The organism is Acinetobacter sp. UBA3461 (genome assembly GCF_002381195.1).
Taxonomy (GTDB): domain Bacteria; phylum Pseudomonadota; class Gammaproteobacteria; order Pseudomonadales; family Moraxellaceae; genus Acinetobacter; species Acinetobacter schindleri.
The window spans coordinates 232831-252389 of the sequence record NZ_DFRO01000026.1 but is presented as its reverse complement, the minus strand read 5'-3'; the positions used below and the strand labels follow the sequence as shown (position 1 = coordinate 252389).

Sequence of the window (19559 nt, the reverse complement as noted above, 5' to 3'; positions counted from 1 at the left end):
GTTAAATAATAAATGAGTAAACATAATTCAGATATTTTTCAAACGCCGACGGAACTTAAACTGGATCAACTGAGCTTTTGTCCAGCCAATGTAAAAGCCTTGCAGGAATGGGTGGCAGGAATTTCGATCCTGCAACTGGGGACATCCTCCAAGTCACTGTTCAGTGCCCTACTGGAAATCTCTGAACTGAAGTGTTCTGAAACCCTGCGTTTTGACCTGATTCAGGTACTGCATCCGACTCTTGAAAATGTACTGACTAGCCTGGAAAAACACTTTGTCAATCAAGGCCTGATTACTACTGACCGTAATGACCAGATTATTGAACTGGCGATGCTGTTGCGTAGTCATTTTGCCAAGGCCTATATTGATATTGCCAAGCGCTGTAATCATGAGCTGAATCACAGCAGTTTTTCTTTATTTAAACTGGGAAAAAAGAAAAGTCTGACCACGGCACGTATGGTTTCGATTTACTATGCTTTGCAACAGCTCAGCCTGCTGCTGTATCAACAGCATATGCTGTATGGCAAGCCAGTGATGGGCCAATGGCTTGCAGCTCATCAGCTGCTTGAAATTGCAATGCAAAATAATTTCCATCAGAGCAATATCAATCAGGTCTTGGGTACTCAGCATGAGCTACAGAATATTTCGAATGCGTATGCACAGCTGATCCTGCTGGAAATCTTCAATACTCATCAAATCCGACCGGCAGAAATTCAGGGATTGTATCTTTGCAGTTTTGACTGGGCCAAACTGGTTCAGGTTTTACCTAAAGAGACTACCCTGTCCCGCTATGCAGTCGATAGCAGCAAAGACTTGCCACCGGTATATAACTCGCGTCTGAATGATCATTTCAAGCCGAGCATATTTATTGCCACTCAGAACCTGATGGAACATCTGGCGGGTACACAAACCAAAAATGCCCAGTATCTGTCGCGTAATGAGAAATTGTTCCTCACCCCAGCGCTGCATTTTCATATTTATAACCTGTTGACCACAACCATGGAACGTCGTCATGAGCGTTATGAATACTCAGCGCATATCAATATCTGTTTTGGTTTGTCTGCTGCACATTTCTATCTGTCTCAGGGCAAAAACTTCCATGAAACCCTAGATGTTGAAGGCGGCTATAACTTCCAGAGTGAAAGTAGCTTTATCAGTGCATCAGAAAATGCCGTACCAGGTTCATTTAGTCATATCAAAGCCTTAGATCGTGAAGCCAAGCAGATTCACCATGCCGAAGTGCTGGACATCAGCGTCAATGGTTACCGGATTAAGTGGACCGGCTTTACCCCATCGAATCTGAAAACCGGCGAATTTATTCTGGTTCAGGAAAATGCCCAAAGCCAATGGCGTGGTGGTGTGATCCGCTGGATCAAACAGTCAACAGAAAAAAGTCTGGAACTAGGCTTGGAAATTCTGGCGCAAGACCTGTTCCCATGTGCAGTTTATGCACGGACCGACCGTCATCTGAAAAATTATCAGCCAGCTTTACTGGTACAGATAACCCAACTAGATCAGATTTCGAATAGTGTTATTGTGTCAGGTGTACAGATGTTTAGGGAAAAACAGACGATTCACCTGCGTGTTGATGGTCGTGAAATAAAAATCTATCTGACCAAAGCACAGCTGATCACACAAAGCTTTATTCGATTTGACTATGAATTATTGAATGATCAGGAAGAACAGATCATTAAAGGCTTTATTCACAAGCAAATGAATGAAATCAATAATCACGACTTATGGGAAGCATTGAAGTGAGAAATCCATTATTGTCTAAAAAGTTAAAACGTACAGAAACACGTTTACTGATTATTGATGATAATCAAATTAGATTTAACCAGATTCGTGATCTGTTGACCGCCAATGAATATCAGGTGGATGCAGTTCTGCTGGATGACCTGCAAAACTTTGAAAAGCAGTTGAATTTCAACTGGGACCTGATCATCTTTGGCCGTGCGTATGACCTGAAATATGAACAGGCACTCAGTCTGGTACGCTTATCGAAACAGCCAAACTTACCGATTCTGCTGCTTAAACCTGATGACTATCAGGCTAATCAATATACCGGTTATATCCAGAAGGGTGTGTATGACATTTTGAATCTGGAATATCCAGAACGTTTTTACCTCGGTCTGGTACGTGCCCTGTCTTTCAGCCGTCTGACCCAGTCGCAGCAACATTTAATAGAAGAGCTGGAAACAGCACAAACTCAGGCACAATTACTGGTTGAGGACAGTAACAAAGCGGTAGCCACCATTCAGGAAGGCATTCACATTCAGGCCAATGAAGATTACCTGAAACTGTTTGGCCTGAATTCTGAAGATGACATTATCGGTTTGCCTTTACTCGATCTGTTACAGCCACAAGATCTAAACGAATTTAAGACCCGTTTTAAGAAAATTTCCCAAGGTCAGTTCGAGCTGGGTGGTTTTGAAATTCATTCAACCAATCCAAAGATTGCTGCAGTCAACCCCCTCAAGCTTGAGTTCCTGGCTTCTACCAGTGAAGAAGATGCTTTACAGCTAACGATTGATACTGCGAAAACTCAATCTGCTACAACAACTGAAAAAGCAGCAGTCAAGCCAAGTACGTTACAATTACTAAAACGCGAGCTGAACCGCGAGCCTGCCAATGCCAATGCATTGATCACCTTCTCTTTTGCTGCTTATGAGTCTCAAATTCTCAATGCAGATTGGGCGATCTACACAGGCTACTTCCATGAAGTTAAGAACTTCCTGAAAGAACAGGTTCGTGTATCGCTGTTTAAACTGGAACATGATGTCCTGGTCGGTGTCATTCAGGCCGATTCTCAGGAAATTCTGGAATCTAAACTGATTGGGTTAGCTGCATTAACCAAACCGCAGTTGATTACAGTCAATCAGCAGACCTGCTCTCTGAACTTACGCATCGGTTATACCAAACTCGACGGTGAACTACATGATGAGGCACAGCTGGATCAGCATATTGCTCGTGCCTTCTCTACACCATTACCTCAAGCACAACAGTCTTCCGAATTTGTGCTGGATATTCCATCGGATATGCTTGCACCTGCAGAAACTGTTCCAAGTCTGGAGTTCAGTATTGCCGAACCAGCTGCAGCCCAGTCAGCCTCTAGTCCAGTATCTGCACCAGTTCCAACGCCTGTAACACCAGCCACGGCGGCAGCACCTGTAGCGATGCCAGGTTCAATCCTGCATGCACTGCGTCAATGCCTGGAGCGTGGCGAAATCCATCTGAAATATCAGCAGCTGTATGACAAGGAAGATAGCAACCTGTATACCTATGAGGTTACCAGCGGTTTTATTTTTGAAAATAAATGGCAGGATATTTCCAAGCTGCTGGAACTGCGTGAAGATGATGAACTTTCAATCAAGCTAGATCGCTGGATTCTGGTCGAGTCTTGCAAGCAACTGCATAACTTTATCACCCAATATCCTGAAGCCCGCTTGATCGTAAACCTGAATCGTGCCGTGCTCTTCAAAGACCGTAGTTTTCCTGAGTTTATCTCCAAGCTGATTACGATTATTCGCAGTAAATTAAAGCATCCTCTCACTTTACAATTTGCTGAAGAGGATCTGATTCTGAACCGCGAGGATGCGCAGAAATATATCCGTATTCTGCGTGACCATGGCGCAGAGATTGCGATTCGTGAATTCGGCAATTCGATATATAGTGAAACCTTGCTCCGTGAAATGGATGTAAATGCCTTAACGATCCATCCACAGCTCACTGCGCAATTGAATTACAATACCGAGGAACTGCAGGAAAAAATTACTGGCTATCTGGAAGTCAAACCAGTTTATATTCTTTTACGTGAACTGAATGACATGACTTCCTTTGCCAATGCCTGGAATGTCGATGCACGCTTCATTCAAGGGGATTACTTCCAGAAAAAACTGGATCATCTGATTGACGTACAGGAGCGCTAAGCGCCTGTACCAAGCCTGAATATTGTGAATTCACAAATTTCAGGCACAAAAAAACGGGCAAATTGCCCGTTTTTTTCATTTTGGGTATTAACGTTTAACAGAACGTGACATACCAGCAAAACGTTGTTTGAACTTGTCGATACGACCGCCAGTGTCAACGTTCTTTTGCTTACCAGTGTAGAATGGGTGGCAAGCTGAACATACGTCTAGGTAAAGCGTTTCTTTACCAACAGCTGAACGAGTTTCGATTACGTTACCACATGAACAAGTAGCAACTAGTTTTTCATATTTTGGGTGAATATCGGCGCGCATGGTCGATTCTCCATAAAGATCAAGAAGGTTTTGCTGTCATCGCAATTGATCACTCTCAGAAACTGAGGAAAGGCCAGAATCAAATTCAGGCAGATCAACACCACAACAGACCATTCTTTTGGCCCACCGAGACGGATACCGTCAGAGCTAAGCACAACAAGTTGGGCAATATTATACGTGAAACAGATTTAATATGCGAATTATTCTTCAGTTTTAACTTCAACCTGTTTGGACCACATATTGGCAACAATGCCGCAAACCATCAGCTGAATCTGATGGAAAATCATGATTGGCAATACAATCATGCCAATTGGCTGACCAATAAACAGAATTTGTGCCATCGGCACGCCGCTGGCTAAAGTTTTCTTGGAACCACAGAAAAAAATAGTTTTTTGATCCGCTTTATCAAAACCAATCCAGCGCGGCACAAACAGGGCCAGCAGCATCACCACAGTCAGCAAGACTGAACAGGCAATAATGAGCAGTAATAAGGTCGTTAAGCTTACCTGATGCCACAGCCCTGCCACAACGGCACTACTGAATGCGCCGTAAACCACCATGAGAATCGAACCCTGATCAAAAAACTTAACGATTTCTGGCATTTTCTTCATTTGTGGAAATACCCAAGGACGCAGAATTTGTCCAAGGATAAATGGCACCAGAAGCAGTAAAGTGATCTGCATAATAGATGAGGTGGGATCAAAACCATGTTGTGACTGACCCAAAATAAAAAAGGCTACTAATATTGGGGTAATAAACATACCAACAATATTGGAAAATGAGGCACTACACACTGCACCGGCGACATTACCCTGTGCCACTGAAGTAAAGGCAATCGAAGACTGTACTGTTGATGGCAGGAAGCACATAAACAGGAAGCCCCAGTACAGTTCCTGACCCAATAACGGAACCAGGACCGGCTTGGCCAACAGACCAATTATAGGAAACAGTGCAAAAGTAAATGCGAACACCGAGGTATGCAGCTTCCAGTGCATCAATCCTTCAACTACGGCCTCACGTGATAACTTGGCACCATGCAGAAAGAATAAGATAGCAATCGCAATCGTGGTAATAGATGAAAAGATTTCAGCCGCCTGTCCTGATACCGGAACAAAACTGGCAAGTATCACCATTATAAAAAGCAGTATAGTAAAACGGTCCAATGCCAATAACTTAAGCATATCCCTTCATCCCTTAAATTTTATTGTTTGATATAAAAATGCCCGGCTATCTTAACAGATACCGGGCCCAGGCTATGCACTCAGATTGATGTAATCTTTTCATCTCTACATGAATACATTTCACATATCATGCTATCTAATTAACACTTAGTTGTTACGTGCGTTATGGTCCTGCTGAATCAGTTCAATTTTATAACCATCTGGATCTTCAACAAAGGCAATTACAGTCACGCCACCTTTCATGGGGCCAGCTTCACGAACTACCCTGCCGCCACGTGCCTTGATTTCTTCACAGGCTTTATAAGCATCATCGACTGCAATCGCGATATGACCATAAGCATTGCCAAGTTCATAACTGTCTGTATCCCAGTTATGTGTCAGCTCGAGCACGGTATGGTTTTCTTCATCACCATAACCTACAAATGCCAGAGTGAAACGACCTTCTTCATAATCACGCTTACGAAGTAAAGTCATACCAAGCACTTCAGTATAGAACTTTAATGACTGTTCCAGATTGCCTACACGTAACATGGTATGCAGCATGCGCATATTATTCATCCTTATTGCCAGATTGTTTTTGGTGTTCACCGAGTAATTTTCCAACCCAGACCACTAAAATGAGAATCGGAATCCCGATCAATGTGGTCATCAGGAAGAAGTTCGGATAACCGATATTGGTGACTATAGTACCTGAATATCCCCCTAAAATCTTAGGGGTTAGCGTCATAAGTGAGCTAAAAATCGCATATTGGACTGCAGTAAAAGATACGCTGGTCAAGCTGGATAAGAAGGCAATAAATGCTGCACCTGCCAGACCGGCAGCCAGGTTATCGACGATAATCGCAAAATACAGCCAGGCATCGCTATATGGCTTGATCACCTTGCCTGTCACTTCAATATCAGTATTACGATTCACATCCACAGGAACCAGTGGCTGGATATCGACATCAAGCATCTTGGTATTTTTAGCATCAGTGCTCGTCTGATAGACATGTGTCACTTGCTGAACAGCTCGCCCATCCTCCATTAGTACCGCACTGATTAAATGCGCTGGCGCAGATTTCAGTTTTTCTGCTGGAATAGCTGTACTAAACACCCCCTGTTCTTCCAGCTTGGCTTCAAAACGCTCATCATTCAGTTCATAAATGATCTTCTGATTATCTTGTAAAGCTTCACCGACATATTGACCACGAACCACAATACTTCCCTGTTCATTAGCATGAAGGGTATTGTCGCTGGTAATTGGTAAAACCTGCAGCTGTGCATTACCTGAAGTCTGCAGCAAATATGGCATGGACAGGCTAACTGTACTATTAGTCGAATTAGCATTGGCATAAGCCGCCTGAACCTGAATCTGCTTGGCATCAGCGAGTACCTGTACTGGTACTTTCACTTTCCAGTAACCAACTTCATCCGTGTCTGCCTGATAGCGTTGCTGTCCAACCTGAATATCTACCGGATTTAGCTGTTGCCCGGATTTAACCAAACCAATAAAGATCAGATTGGTAGAACAGGCCAGAATGGCACCGACAAACATCAGCTTCATGATATTCATCTTCTGGGCCAATAATCCTCCCAGGAAACCACCCAAAAGGGAAAAGATCACCCCATAGACCTTCACTGCTTCAGCAATCTGCTCCTTGCTAAAGTTCATGTCCTGATAGAACACATTGGAAATCACACCAGCAATAATGTCTGAAACACGATAAAAACCAATCAGCAATAACAGGACCAAAGCCAGTTTTAGGCCATAGCGCTTGAAGAAATCCGCAACCGGATTGACCCAGGTTTCATAGGCCATTTCCCGGTTCACCGCACCCAGTTTCACCAAGGCGGCACCCACACCAAATGCGACTGCACCAGATCCGATAAAACGCAAAGATTCAAAAGTAAATAATGCAAAGGTATCCTGAATGGCAAACTGTTCAGTCAACATGCTCACCAGGTTACCTGAATATATATAGCTCAATACAAAGCCGATGACTGCAACAAAAAACACCCCGACCAGACGGAAATAATCACTGCGCACATAGGTTTTGCGCACCCGATCAACCTGCGGTTCACGGATTGATAACGTCGTGATAATCCCCACCAACATCACAGCCGCCATGGCCAAATAGGTCCATTTCCAGGCGTCATAAATATAGTTACCTTTTGCGGTACCTAGGTAAGCAGCAAGGAACAATGCGCCCGCACCAGCGACAATCATACCAATACGGTAGCCTGCGTTATAAGTTGCAGCCAGCACGGTCTGCATCTGGGTTTCTGCCAGTTCAATACGGTAGGCATCAATCACAATATCCTGAGTTGCTGCGGAAAAGCCAAGCAAGACTGCACCAAGCGCCATCTGCTGAAGATGTAGTTGTCCTAAAGCCGGATCTGAAAAAGCCATAATACAGATCGCGCAAACAATCAGAATTTGGGCGATCAGCAACCAGGCACGACGTCGACCTAAAGCCTTAGTCAGGAATGGCACTGGTAGTTCATCAATCAGTGGTGCCCAGACAAACTTAAAGGAATAACCCAAGGCAGCCCAGCTAAAGAAAGTTACTGCACTTTTACTAATACCCGCTTCACCGAGCCAGAGAGACAGACTTGAAAAGATCAGGAGAATCGGCACACCGGCTGAAAAACCCAGAAACAGCATGATCAGCGCACGCCGATCCAAGAAGGCTGTAAAGGCGGATTTCCAACCCGTCGTTTGTGTTGTCATTGCTTTATTATTTTCCGCAAAAAACCAGTAGTTGCTATTCAATCCTTTAATACAGGATCTTTCAACAAGATTTACCATTTTCTCTGCATAGATCATTTTATTTTTTTACGCCAAAAGCGACATGTTGGCTTGAATTTTCCGGCTAATTCTGTATACCTTAAATCATTAATGCACTATTTCGTTTTGGACATCAACAGTGACCCAGAGACTCGATCAAATTCATTCTTCAATAACCGCCAATACGATTAACACTACCCTAACTGCACAACAAAACCATGCTGAACTATTAAAGACAGCATTTGAACAAAGCGAAATACAACCTACTCTTGAAAAAACCCGCTTGCAGCCCACGCAACTGACACATATTCCAAAACTGGATAAAATTCCGGCGTCGACCAAGCGTATTAAACCACTCAATAATTTTCTTGGTCAGGATCGTGCACGTGCCTCAGTTGAAGCCGGGATTGCCCTGCCATATTCAGGCTATAACATTTTTGCTGTCGGAACCGCAGGTCTTGGCAAGCGCACCATGGTCAAACGTCTGCTACAGCAACATGCCAAAACAGTAGCAACACCAAATGACTGGGTGTATGTTAATAATTTCCAGAATTCTCGCCAACCGATTGCATTGCAGTTTCCTGCAGGTCAAGGTCCTAAATTCCAGGCAATGCTGCATCAAAGCTGGCAAACCATTCTTAAACAGCTGGAACGTCGTTTTACTGCGGAAACCTATTACAACCGTATTGAAATGATCCGTCAGCAAACCGGTGATGAACAGCAGCAGGCGCTGATTGAACTGACCCGTGAAGGTGAAGAATTCGATCTAAAGCTGATCTCTCGCAATGATGAGCACTGTTTTGTACCGGTTCATCTCAAAGATGACAAGTTACAGGAAATGACACAAGATGATCTGAATGCACTGAGCAATAAAGATCGCGCTGAAATTGCCTCCAACATGCGTTACATGGATAAAAAACTGGAACGCCTGGGCCTGCACCTCGGTGATCTGGAAGATGATGCCCGTGACCGTGTACAGGTACTCAACCGTGAGATTGCCAAACAAGTGGTTGTACCGCGTGTTGAACAGATGCTAGCTAAATTTAAAGATGTGGAAGGCCTGGATAAATATCTGAAATTCTATGCGGAAGACATCATTAATAATGTCGAGATTGTGCTGGAACAGGAAGAAGATGACTTTACTCCTGGCCTGTTCAGTCGTGTGCCGTCCCGTTATCAGGCCAATGTCATTGTGACATATAAGCCAAACAGCGGTGCGCCGGTGATCTTTGAAGATTTCCCAACCCATTATAACCTGCTCGGTCATGTAGAACAGTTAACCCAGAACGGTACGATTACCACTGACTTCACCTTGATCCGTCCAGGCTCAATGCATCGTGCCAATGGCGGCTTCCTGATGATTGAAGCCGAGCAACTCTTAGAACAACCGTATGCATGGCAAGGCCTAAAACGTGCATTGAAATCTGGTCAGCTGAAACTGTCTTCTTTAGAACATATGCTAACGTTAACTGGCAGTATTTCAATTGAGCCAGCGGCAATTCCACTTGATATCAAGATCGTGTTACTAGCTGAACCAGAGATCTATTATGAAATTCTGGAGCTCGAACCTGAGCTGGGCAGTATTTTTAAAATCCGTGCTGACTTTACAGATACATTACAACGTAATGACGAAAATGAGCAGGCTTATATGCAGCTCATTGCAGATTATGTTCAGGCAGACAAACTGTTGCCTTTTGACCGTTCTGCTTTGGCTGCCTTATTGACTGATTCAAGCCGTCAGGCTGAAGACCAAAGCTCCTTGTCATTACATGCGCTGACTTTGGGGGATTTGATTCGTGAAGCGCATCATCATGCCTTTAAAGCTGATGACAAAATGGTTTCAGAAAAACACATCAATACTGCCCTAGATCATCGCAAATATCGCTTAGGCTATTTACGTGAGCTATATTGGCAAGATCTGTCTCGTGGTACCCAGCTGATTGAGACACGTGGTCACCGTCTTGGTCAGATCAATGCCCTTTCTGTCATTCACTATGCGGACGTGGAATTTGGTTTACCTTCACGTTTAACTGCATCGGTCTATCAAGGTGGTGGTGACATTCTGGATATCGAGCGCAGCGTGGAACTTGGTGGTTCACTACATGCCAAAGGCGTATTACTGATGGCGTCTTTCCTGAAAGCACATTTCGGTCGTGAACAAACCCTGCACTTCTCTGCAGCTCTGGCGTTTGAACAAAGTTACGGTCAGGTGGATGGTGACAGTGCTACTGTGGCTGAACTTTCTGCATTGATCTCAGCCATTAGCCAGTTGCCAATTGACCAGTCTTGGGCAATTACCGGTTCCATGAACCAGCTTGGTCAGGTACAGCCAATTGGTGGGGTAAATGCCAAGATTGAAGGCTTCTTCGATGCCTGCAAATTGCAAGGCTTGACTGGCAAGCAAGGTGTGATTATTCCACGTCAAAACATGCAGCATCTGATGCTGCGTAAAGATGTAATTGCAGCAGTTGAAGCAGGTCAGTTCCATATCCATGCGATTGATACCATCGATCAAGCACTGGAAATTCTAATGGCACGTCCGGTTGGTACCTTGGACAAGAAAGGCCGTTACAGCAAGCATTCGATTTATGCTGCGGTGATGGAACAACTGGATTACTGGCAAGCTATTGAAGATGGTGCCGAGCTTGAGGAAGAAGAGCCAAAGAAAAAGAAAAAAAAGAAGAAAAAGAAAAAAGACAAAGCACCAGTAAAGGATATTCAGGCAGATCCAGATGCGCTTGCAGCAGCACTTGCGGCTGAATCAAAAGAACTGGAAAAATCTGAAACCTCTGAGAATAAGGCAGAAAACTAATCCTGCCCTTTTCCATTTTAAGTGTTAAATTTCAGTCATAAAAAAGCGCTTCTCTGGAAGCGCTTTTTAACATCTGCAAGTCTAATAAAACTATTAAGCTTCAGGTGCCGGGCTGTATTGTTCAACTAAAGACTTTAATTCACCTTTCTGGAACATATCGAGCATGATATCGCTACCACCGATCAATTCACCATTGATCCACAATTGTGGGAAAGTCGGCCAGTTCGCAATAACTGGAAGAGTTGCGCGAATGTCTGGGTTTTCCAGAATATTCACATAAGCAAATGGACGACCAATTTGACTGAGTGCTTCAACCGCACGAGCAGAGAAACCACATTGTGGGAATTGTGGTGTGCCTTTCATATAAAGAAGTACTGCGTGTTTGGCAATTTGGTCACGAATTAACGCTTCTGTATCGCGTGCTTGTTCAGTCATTGATATATCCTCAATAAATCTGCTTCGCATTATACTCAAAATGAACTAAAACAGTATGTCTAAAACAATATTTCATGTTTTATTTACAATTCAGCTTTTATTCTGTTTGAGATTTTGCTTATATAGGTCCTGTCGTTATGTCTATATATGGCATCTATGACTTCAATTTTCAATCCACCTAACAGATAAGAGTTAGTCATGAAGAATATTACCCTTGCTCCTGTGCAAACTGATCAACCTTCACACTTGATGCCGGTATTTGGCCGTCAGCCGATCAGTTTTGTCCGAGGACAAGGTGCTTATCTTTATACTGAAGATGGTACTGAGTATCTAGATGCTCTGACCGGAATTGCAGTATGTGGGCTGGGTCATGCCCACCCGGTACTTGCTGAAGCAATTGCTGAACAGGCCACCACCCTGATTCACACCAGCAACCTGTTTGAAGTACCATGGCAGACTGCTGCTGCACAAAAACTGGCTGAAGTTTCAGGCATGGAAGAAATTTTCTTCTCGAATAGCGGTGCAGAATCCAATGAAGGTGCAATCAAGATTGCACGTAAATTTGGCCATATGCAAGGCATCGCTACACCAAAAATCATTGTGGCTGACCACTCTTTCCACGGTCGTACTTTGGCTACCCTCTCAGCGACAGGTAACAAAAAAGTTCAGGAAGGTTTTGGACCGCTGGTTGAAGGCTTTATCCGCGTACCATTTGGTGATATCGAAGCGATTCAGGAAGCAGCAATTAATCACCCTGACATCGTAGCTGTTTTCGTTGAACCGATTCAAGGTGAAGGCGGTGTTAATACTGCACCACAAGGCTTCAGCTACCTGGAAGAAATCCGTCAACTGTGCAACCAGCATAACTGGCTGATGATGCTGGATGAAGTTCAGACAGGTAATGGCCGTACCGGTAAATACTTTGCGTATCAGCATACCAATATTGTTCCAGATGTACTGACCACTGCAAAAGGTCTGGGTAATGGTTTTCCGATTGGTGCGGTGATGACCCAAGGACGTGGTGTCGGTGTTTTAACTGCCGGGAACCATGGTTCAACTTACAGCGGTACAGCACTAGGTTCACGTATTGTTTATACCATCCTTGATATTATGCAAAAAGAAAATATCGTGGCGAATGCAGCTGAAAAAGGTGCTTATATCGTTGAGCAACTCCGTAGCCAGCTTAATGATCAGAATGTCACTGTTCGTGGTTTTGGCCTGATGATCGGTATTGAATTGCCAAAAGCATGTGGCGAACTGGTAGATATCGCGCGTGATGAATATAAAACTATTATCAACGTAACTGCAGGCAATGTGGTACGTCTGCTGCCTACCCTAAACATCACTCAGGAACAGGCTGATCAACTGATTGAACGTCTGGTTAAAATGATTAAAGCATATCTGGCTTAATTTCTTAAAAGCCAGAAACATAAAAAGCCGCTTGATGCGGCTTTTTTAATTCTTTGCAGTTTATGATGCGATTTGCAACAAACGTCCGCCAGACAACTGGCCAAAATATTGTTTCAAGGTATCAAGACAACGGAGAATTTTTATAGGTTGTTGTTCACGTTTTGGCATGACTGCATATAGCGTAAATGGTTGTAATTTCCACTCAGGCAGGACTTCAATCAAAGAGCCGTTTATTAAATCTTTTTGTACATCCAGATATGACATGCGGGCAATGGTATTGCCATGCAGACACATCGACTTCGCCACAATACTATTATTGGTGTTTAGTCGTGAGCTCAGTTCAAGTTCAACTTTTTGGGCTGTATTGACATGCTGGAAATAAAATTGTTGATGATTGTTCAAATGACTGAGTGACAAAATGTCATGTTGCTTCAGATCATCCGGCTGTGTAATTAAAACAGATTGATTGATGTAACTCGGAGCTGTTACCAGAATCTGTTCAATCTGAATAAGTGGAACGACTTCAACATTGCTATCGTCGATGACTTGATCAAGGCGCAGTTCAATATCAACACGACCATCCTTCAGGTCAAGCGGTTGATCTTGTGTTTCAAACTGCATTGTCAAACCACGGTGCGCAGCCATCCAGTGCGACAATGCCGGAATCACATGCATTGAACACAGTTCTGCAGTTGCAACGATACGCAGGTCACCAACCAGATCATCACGTAGCTCATTGATACGGACTTTGCCACGTTCAGCAGCGGATAACATTTCCTGGCAGCTATAGAAAAAAGCCTGGCCTGCTTCAGTCAAACTCAATTTTCGTGTGGAACGGTTCAGGAGAATCACTTCCATGTCCTGCTCCAGCGATCGAATCTGCTGGCTTACGGCACTGGTGGTAATACCCAGTTCACGTGCAGCACCGCTAAACGAGTTTTTCTCTACAACACAAGCAAATACGCCCATTGCTCGAAGTTGATCTAACATAAATTCCCCTCTAAACTTATGAGGTGCTTCATCCTTTGATAAAAGCAACTCATTGTATTATACGGTGAAATTTAGCATTTGCACCTTTTTATTCAACTATTCGGTAAAACGGATGCAGGATTCACCGGTTTTCCATCCAGACGTACCTGGAATTCAAGCATGGTACGGGTTGTACCACTTGAACCCATTTCTGCAATCTTCTGGCCTGCGGTTACATTTTGACCACTTTTCACGTTAAGTTTACTGTTATGTGCATACGCAGTGATGTAGCCATTAATATGTTTGACCAGCACCAGATTGCCGTATTCTTTTAGACCGTCAGCGGCATACACTACCTGACCATCAGCAGCAGCAAATACCGGATCACCAACATTACCTGCGTAACGTATGCCCTTAATATTTGAAGCCAGATTGTATTGCTGCAATACTGCACCATTCGATGGTTTTACCCAACGTAATCCGGATGACGGTACAGTTGTCACAGGAGCAGGTGTAGTGACTTTTGGTGTTACTGATGTTGTCATTTTAACAGTGGTCTGCGCTGGAGTTACCGGCGTTGGAGCCACGACAGTTTTACGCTGAATAGGTGCTGAAGTATCAACGACTTGAGTAGTCGTACTGCGTTTGGTATTTTTCAAACGGATCGATTGACCGACATAAATACGGTATGGCTCAGGAATGTCATTCATTTCCGCGACACTGATATAACTCAGACCATAGCGTGCTGCAATGCCACTTAGAGTGTCACCTGAACGAACCGTATAAAAATCAGGTGCTGCAGCATAACGTGCGGAATTATTAATATAAGGTTTGGTTGCACACCCAGTTACGATAACTGCTGAAACCACTGCTGTTGTGAGTACTAACGTTTTAATCAGGCCTGTAGGCAAAGCAATAAAGCGTTTCGGTGACACCAGGAACATTATCTTCCTCTCTAACATCTATACGGTTTAAAAAACTCGATTAGATTAGCAAAAAAACACAGCAAATAAGGTTGCAATGTCAATCTATTCACAAAGTTATAACATTAGTTAGATTTTATTTAAAATCTGACCCTGTAATTCGTGAAGTACGTCATAGTTTGTAGCATCCATCTGGATTGGCGTCACACTGACATAACCATTGGCGATGGCAAGAAAGTCTGATTCAATTTCAGTTCCTTGATGCTTTGGCATTGCAACTGCTTCACCAGATAGACCAATCCAGTAAACCTGACGGCCACGCGGATCCACATGACTGCTAATTGGTTTAGACTGGCTACGGCGACCTTGGAAGGTCACTTTGGTTCCTTTTAGCTCAGCGATATCCGGAATATTGACATTAAAGATCTGACGCTCAGGCAATGCTGGCAAACCTGCTGCAATAAAGTCATGAACCCATTGCGCTGCAACACGATAATCTTCTGGTGAGGTATAAGCACGCACATTTTGCCCACACAAAGAAATAGCCAGTGCAGGATGTTTTGCTAGACGACCTTCAAATGCTGCCCCCACTGTGCCTGAATACAATACATCATCCCCCAGATTGGCACCGCTATTAATGCCACTCACCACAAGATCGAATTCGACATCAAATAAGCCATTCATGGCCAGATAAACACAGTCTGCCGGAGTACCATTTACTGCCCAAACATCTGGAGCAATCTGAATCGGTCGCAGTGGACGGTCAAGGGTTAATGCACTGGAAAATCCGCTACGTTCGCTTTCAGGTGCAACAACCACTACACGGCCTAAGGCTTTTAAGCTCTGCGCTAGTGCCTGTATGCCCGGAGCAAATACGCCATCATCATTTGATATCAATATATTCACAGCAAAATCCCGTTCGTCCCAAAAAATGACTGGTTGGGACATTTGTTTGTATTAGCCACGGAATTATATATATTTATCGTTCAACATCCATCTTTAATATATGTGGTTCATGATGATTAAAAATACGGTTGCTGTAGCCGCATTGGCTTTTGCTCTGACTGCTGGCCTGAGCTCTCCTGCTTTTTCAGCTGAAAATTTATCTGCTGAGGTAGATTTGACTATTAAGGAAGACCTGGCTTCAGTCCAAGTGCTCACTGAAGTTTGTCCGGGGATTGTGGGTAAAAATGCCAAATTTGAGCAGAACACTCAACAGCTGATTAAACAATACTTATCCGATTATTCTGATAAATCGATGACTTATGACAAGATCCAGCAGGACAAGGAATATCAGTCAGCACTTCAAGAAGCACGCCAGGAAGCCAAGCAAACCGCTAAAGATGAACATCAGGCAGTGTGTAATGACCTGATCACTCAACAAATCTAATTCAGACTTTCTGACAGGATGATGCAGCGCCATCATCCTGTTTATATAACGATTTTCTCCATTATTTTACTGCTTCCTTACATTTTTAATCTTTTCATTCCTTCAAAATTAGTTAATCTAAACCCATCTTAATTTCTAATTTGAGCTTTTGATTTTCAATGAAAAATTTATTCATTAAAGCCTTTGGCATTTTTACTCTTTCAACTTTCAGCATTTTGACTACACAAAGTTTTGCAGCCGATACCAATATTGAAGTCACTCCAATTCAAGAAGTGACTCAGCATGAGCTTGCGGCCATTTATGTACTTTCAGAAATCTGTCCAGGTATGGTGAAAGACCAGAATAAATTTAAAGCGGGTTATAGCCAGCTGGTCAGTGAATATATGCCTGGTCAAAAGAACCCGGTAGAAGCCTTGAATCAGCTTAGCAAAAACACAAAATTCCAGCCGATCCTGAAAGAAGCACAACAGGATGCGCAGAAAGCAGGTCAGCAGAAAAATCAAGCGATTTGTACAGAACTCACTACTTATAGCAAATCCTGATTTTTTTCTGCCGCCATGCTTACAATACTTTTGAAATAAGCCGCTGCAAACCGTAGAAGTCCGCCTAGCTTTGTCCTAAAATGCTAGGCTCTTCGTGCTTACATCAAGATATTGGAACCTACTAGAAATGACCCAAAAAACTGCTCTTGCTGCATTATTATTAATTCCTAGTTTTAGCTTTGCAGCAACTGTCCTATCTGCACCACCAGAATTGAATAATAAATCTTATGTGCTAATGGACTACGAAACAGGGCAAATTCTCGCATCTAAAAATGAAAATGAAAAACTAGCCCCTGCTTCAATGACTAAAATGATGACCAGCTACATCATTGAACAAAAGTTATTAAGCGGTGAACTGACTGAAGATGAACAGGTTCGTATGAACGAATCGGCATGGTGTCGCGGTAGTAGTTCTGAATCATGTATGTATGTTCCGCTAAACGGCACGGCAACAGCACTTGAGATGCTGCGCGGTATCATCATCCAGTCAGGTAACGATGCTTCCAAAGCAATGGCAGAACATATTGCAGGTAACGAGGGTACCTTCGCACATATGATGAACCAGGAAGCAAAACGTATCGGCATGACCAATACCAGCTTTGTAAACTCAACCGGTATGCCTGCGGAAGGTCACTATTCGACTGCCAAAGATATGGCCATGCTGGCACAGCACATCATTAAAGACAGTTCAAAGTACTACCCGATTTATTCTGAAAAAGAATTTACTTTTAACGGAATCAAGCAAGGCAACCGTAATGCCCTGCTGTATACAGATCCAAGTGTGGATGGTTTGAAAACCGGTCATACCAATGAAGCGGGTTACTGCTTAACGACTTCTGCAAAACGTGGTCCAATGCGTTTGATCTCTGTGATCTTCGGTGCGCCATCTATGCAGGATCGTGCAACACATACACGTGAACTTTTGGCATGGGGTTTTGCAAACTACGAAACTAAAAATGTTCAGGCCGGCAGACAAGTCTTAGCCAAGTCTAAGGTGTGGTTTGGTAAGGAAAATGAAGTTCAAATCGGCCTTGCTGAAAACTTCAATGTGACCATGCCAAAAGGCAAAGCGAATGAGATTAAAACGCAAATCGTAGTTCAACCTAAATTGACTGCACCTTTAAAACAAGGTCAAGTGGTAGGTAAATACGTTGCTTCTCTTGATGGTAAAGTGATTGCTGAAAAACCGCTTGTTGCACTAAAAGCTGTAGAAGAAGCTGGTTTCTTTGCGCGTATGCTGGATCATATCAAACAGTTCTTCAGTAACTTATTTTAAGTTTAAACAGACTGTTTTAGCCTTAGACTAAGACCAAAGCACTCATTCAGATGGGTGCTTTTTATTTTATACTCTATACATGACGTTTAAACTTTTAATGAATAGACCACTATGAGCCAAAACATACGTTCTTATTTAGACATGATCCCACAGATTGATGAATCTTGTTATATCGATCCTATGGGGATTGTGGTTGGCGATGTGGTTTTGGCTGAGAATGTCTCGGTTTGGCCTTTTGCCGTAATTCGTGGTGATGTCAATCATATCCGGATTGGCAAGAATTCCAATGTGCAGGATCATGCCATGTTGCATGTCAGTCATAAGAAAGCCGATAAGCCAGAAGGTTCGCCACTGATCATTGGTGAAGATGTCACCATTGGTCATCATGTAAAATTACATGGCTGCACCATTGGCAATCGCGTTTTGGTCGGTATTGGCACGATTATTTTAGATGATGTGATTGTTGAAGATGATGTGATGATTGGTGCGGGTTCACTTGTTCCGCCAAATAAAGTTTTGGAAAGTGGTTACTTGTATGTAGGAAGCCCTGTGAAAAAAGTGCGTCCACTTACCGACAAAGAAAAAGCTTTTTTGCCGTATTCAGCACAGAATTATGTGAAGGTTTCAGTTAACTATAAATAAACTTTAGACAATTTCATTTGTCGAAAGCTTAAATCTTCTGTATGTTCATTTAAAAAATAATTCAAAGAATAAAAACCATGAAACATACAGAAGATCCTCATTGCCCGGATCGCAATGAACTATTAAATCAGACCAGAATTAATATTCGACAGTACGGCGTACAAATCATTTCGATCACTCATACTGACTATTCTCCACCTTTTAGCTATAGCATTGGTCTGTATGAAAGATTCCAGCATCCAGAAATTATCTGTTTTGGACTCACTGCTAAACTTAGTCAGACTATTCTGAATCATGTGACTGAGGTTGTTCAAAAAGGTCAACGCATCCAGCTCAGTAACACGTATCCGAATGTATTTTTTAAAGAAAGCCGCTGTAAGTTTCTAAAAGTTGATCGTCGAAATATCGGTGACTATTTTGGGATTGCGCAAAGTTATTACCAAGATGAAGCGTTTCCAGCCTTACAATTAGTCTGGACAGATCGGAATGATAAATTTCCTTGGGAAGATGGCTTCGAGGAAGTTTTTGAATTTGATCAGCCCCTGCTGGATCGCAATGCCGAGTTTAAATTCCGCGAACCACGGAATTTAGGCATTTATACGACTAGGCAATGGCTGGAACTGGAGCAGCCAATTGTTACCGTATTGCATGAACGCGATGGTGACTGGCAATTTTTGACAGCAGAACCCTTGGCTGAGGAGGATTATATACTGGTTGGATTAGAGCACATCCTCCAACGCGATCCAACATTAAATGAGGTATTCGACCTGCAATATGGACAGGCAGCTGACCGGAAATTTATCGGGGATGAATGGATGATTACAGAACTAGAGGATAATGATCAACTCGCTGGTTAAAGTAGTGAGTTTAAGATGATATTCAACTCTCTTTAAACACCTAATATTTCATTTAAAAAAATTAAATACCGGGAGTTTTATAGCAATATCACTTCATGAATATCAGAATGG

17 protein-coding genes are annotated in these 19559 nt (G+C 43.0%); 9 read left to right on the top strand and 8 right to left on the bottom strand.

Annotation, left to right across the window (positions count from 1 at the left end):
- Positions 1–12 precede the first annotated feature (12 nt).
- A complete protein-coding gene (locus tag B3D47_RS07225) occupies positions 13–1758 on the top strand; it encodes a hypothetical protein (protein WP_005221534.1) in 1746 nt (581 codons plus the stop codon).
- Positions 1740–3929: an EAL domain-containing protein gene (locus tag B3D47_RS07220; RefSeq protein ID WP_286860940.1), complete on the top strand. Its 2190-nt coding sequence runs from the start codon at positions 1740–1742 to the stop codon at positions 3927–3929. The genes B3D47_RS07225 and B3D47_RS07220 overlap by 19 nt, the downstream gene beginning before the upstream one ends.
- Before the next feature lie 87 nt (positions 3930–4016).
- On the opposite strand, the gene rpmE is transcribed toward B3D47_RS07220, so the two are convergent.
- The 4 genes from rpmE to B3D47_RS07200 form a co-directional block, all read right to left on the bottom strand.
- Positions 4017–4241 carry a 50S ribosomal protein L31 gene (rpmE, locus tag B3D47_RS07215; RefSeq protein WP_004782616.1) on the bottom strand — a complete coding sequence of 75 codons (225 nt, stop codon included), beginning with the start codon at positions 4239–4241 and terminating at the stop codon, positions 4017–4019.
- 200 nt (positions 4242–4441) lie between these two features.
- Complete coding sequence (locus B3D47_RS07210) at positions 4442–5422, bottom strand: bile acid:sodium symporter family protein (RefSeq protein WP_286860937.1); 981 nt, start codon at positions 5420–5422, stop codon at positions 4442–4444.
- Positions 5423–5569: 147 nt separating this feature from the next.
- Complete coding sequence (gene gloA, locus B3D47_RS07205) at positions 5570–5971, bottom strand: lactoylglutathione lyase (protein WP_163166581.1); 402 nt, start codon at positions 5969–5971, stop codon at positions 5570–5572.
- Between the two features lies 1 nt (position 5972).
- Complete coding sequence (locus B3D47_RS07200; protein WP_286860933.1) at positions 5973–8135, bottom strand: AmpG family muropeptide MFS transporter; 2163 nt, start codon at positions 8133–8135, stop codon at positions 5973–5975.
- A 196-nt stretch (positions 8136–8331) separates the two neighbouring features.
- On the opposite strand from B3D47_RS07200, the gene B3D47_RS07195 reads away from it, so the two are divergent.
- Positions 8332–11004 carry a Lon protease family protein gene (locus B3D47_RS07195; protein WP_163168363.1) on the top strand — a complete coding sequence of 891 codons (2673 nt, stop codon included), beginning with the start codon at positions 8332–8334 and terminating at the stop codon, positions 11002–11004.
- Between the two features lie 93 nt (positions 11005–11097).
- Here B3D47_RS07195 and grxD read toward each other — a convergent pair whose 3' ends face one another.
- Positions 11098–11439, bottom strand: coding sequence for a Grx4 family monothiol glutaredoxin (gene grxD / locus B3D47_RS07190; RefSeq protein WP_004810457.1), 342 nt, complete (start codon positions 11437–11439; stop codon positions 11098–11100).
- A 198-nt stretch (positions 11440–11637) separates the two neighbouring features.
- Between grxD and B3D47_RS07185 the strand changes: the two genes are divergently transcribed.
- A complete protein-coding gene (locus B3D47_RS07185) occupies positions 11638–12849 on the top strand; it encodes an aspartate aminotransferase family protein (protein WP_286860930.1) in 1212 nt (403 codons plus the stop codon).
- A gap of 60 nt (positions 12850–12909) precedes the next feature.
- Here B3D47_RS07185 and B3D47_RS07180 read toward each other — a convergent pair whose 3' ends face one another.
- The 3 genes from B3D47_RS07180 to surE form a co-directional block, all read right to left on the bottom strand.
- Positions 12910–13839, bottom strand: coding sequence for a LysR family transcriptional regulator (locus B3D47_RS07180; RefSeq protein WP_008306598.1), 930 nt, complete (start codon positions 13837–13839; stop codon positions 12910–12912).
- A gap of 92 nt (positions 13840–13931) precedes the next feature.
- On the bottom strand, positions 13932–14762 hold the full coding sequence (locus B3D47_RS07175; protein ID WP_286860926.1) for a peptidoglycan DD-metalloendopeptidase family protein: 831 nt from the start codon (positions 14760–14762) through the stop codon (positions 13932–13934).
- A 108-nt stretch (positions 14763–14870) separates the two neighbouring features.
- Positions 14871–15647 carry a 5'/3'-nucleotidase SurE gene (surE, locus tag B3D47_RS07170; RefSeq protein WP_163171580.1) on the bottom strand — a complete coding sequence of 259 codons (777 nt, stop codon included), beginning with the start codon at positions 15645–15647 and terminating at the stop codon, positions 14871–14873.
- 109 nt (positions 15648–15756) lie between these two features.
- Here surE and B3D47_RS07165 point away from each other — a divergent pair, with 109 nt between their 5' ends.
- The 5 genes from B3D47_RS07165 to B3D47_RS07145 all read left to right on the top strand — a co-directional run bounded on the left by B3D47_RS07165 (position 15757) and on the right by B3D47_RS07145 (position 19448).
- Positions 15757–16131 (top strand): MCR_0457 family protein, encoded by a 375-nt coding sequence (locus B3D47_RS07165; RefSeq protein WP_004894072.1) that lies wholly within the window; start codon positions 15757–15759, stop codon positions 16129–16131.
- Positions 16132–16289: 158 nt separating this feature from the next.
- Positions 16290–16673, top strand: coding sequence for an MCR_0457 family protein (locus tag B3D47_RS07160; RefSeq protein ID WP_004810468.1), 384 nt, complete (start codon positions 16290–16292; stop codon positions 16671–16673).
- A 127-nt stretch (positions 16674–16800) separates the two neighbouring features.
- On the top strand, positions 16801–17949 hold the full coding sequence (dacC, locus tag B3D47_RS07155; RefSeq protein ID WP_004810469.1) for a D-alanyl-D-alanine carboxypeptidase PBP5/6: 1149 nt from the start codon (positions 16801–16803) through the stop codon (positions 17947–17949).
- 111 nt (positions 17950–18060) lie between these two features.
- Complete coding sequence (locus B3D47_RS07150) at positions 18061–18591, top strand: gamma carbonic anhydrase family protein (RefSeq protein WP_005221508.1); 531 nt, start codon at positions 18061–18063, stop codon at positions 18589–18591.
- Between the two features lie 77 nt (positions 18592–18668).
- Complete coding sequence (locus B3D47_RS07145; RefSeq protein WP_286860920.1) at positions 18669–19448, top strand: DUF4262 domain-containing protein; 780 nt, start codon at positions 18669–18671, stop codon at positions 19446–19448.
- Positions 19449–19559 lie beyond the last annotated feature (111 nt).

Coding starts and splice junctions, on each gene's coding strand:
- B3D47_RS07175 (WP_286860926.1), bottom strand. CDS start 14,762: ATGTTCCTGGTGTCACCGAAACGCTTTATTGCTTTGCCTACAGGCCTG.
- B3D47_RS07185 (WP_286860930.1), top strand. CDS start 11,638: ATGAAGAATATTACCCTTGCTCCTGTGCAAACTGATCAACCTTCACAC.
- B3D47_RS07165 (WP_004894072.1), top strand. CDS start 15,757: ATGATGATTAAAAATACGGTTGCTGTAGCCGCATTGGCTTTTGCTCTG.
- B3D47_RS07145 (WP_286860920.1), top strand. CDS start 18,669: ATGAAACATACAGAAGATCCTCATTGCCCGGATCGCAATGAACTATTA.
- B3D47_RS07225 (WP_005221534.1), top strand. CDS start 13: ATGAGTAAACATAATTCAGATATTTTTCAAACGCCGACGGAACTTAAA.
- B3D47_RS07180 (WP_008306598.1), bottom strand. CDS start 13,839: ATGTTAGATCAACTTCGAGCAATGGGCGTATTTGCTTGTGTTGTAGAG.
- B3D47_RS07200 (WP_286860933.1), bottom strand. CDS start 8,135: ATGACAACACAAACGACGGGTTGGAAATCCGCCTTTACAGCCTTCTTG.
- B3D47_RS07160 (WP_004810468.1), top strand. CDS start 16,290: ATGAAAAATTTATTCATTAAAGCCTTTGGCATTTTTACTCTTTCAACT.
- B3D47_RS07150 (WP_005221508.1), top strand. CDS start 18,061: ATGAGCCAAAACATACGTTCTTATTTAGACATGATCCCACAGATTGAT.
- dacC (WP_004810469.1), top strand. CDS start 16,801: ATGACCCAAAAAACTGCTCTTGCTGCATTATTATTAATTCCTAGTTTT.
- gloA (WP_163166581.1), bottom strand. CDS start 5,971: ATGCGCATGCTGCATACCATGTTACGTGTAGGCAATCTGGAACAGTCA.
- B3D47_RS07220 (WP_286860940.1), top strand. CDS start 1,740: ATGGGAAGCATTGAAGTGAGAAATCCATTATTGTCTAAAAAGTTAAAA.
- rpmE (WP_004782616.1), bottom strand. CDS start 4,241: ATGCGCGCCGATATTCACCCAAAATATGAAAAACTAGTTGCTACTTGT.
- B3D47_RS07210 (WP_286860937.1), bottom strand. CDS start 5,422: ATGCTTAAGTTATTGGCATTGGACCGTTTTACTATACTGCTTTTTATA.
- grxD (WP_004810457.1), bottom strand. CDS start 11,439: ATGACTGAACAAGCACGCGATACAGAAGCGTTAATTCGTGACCAAATT.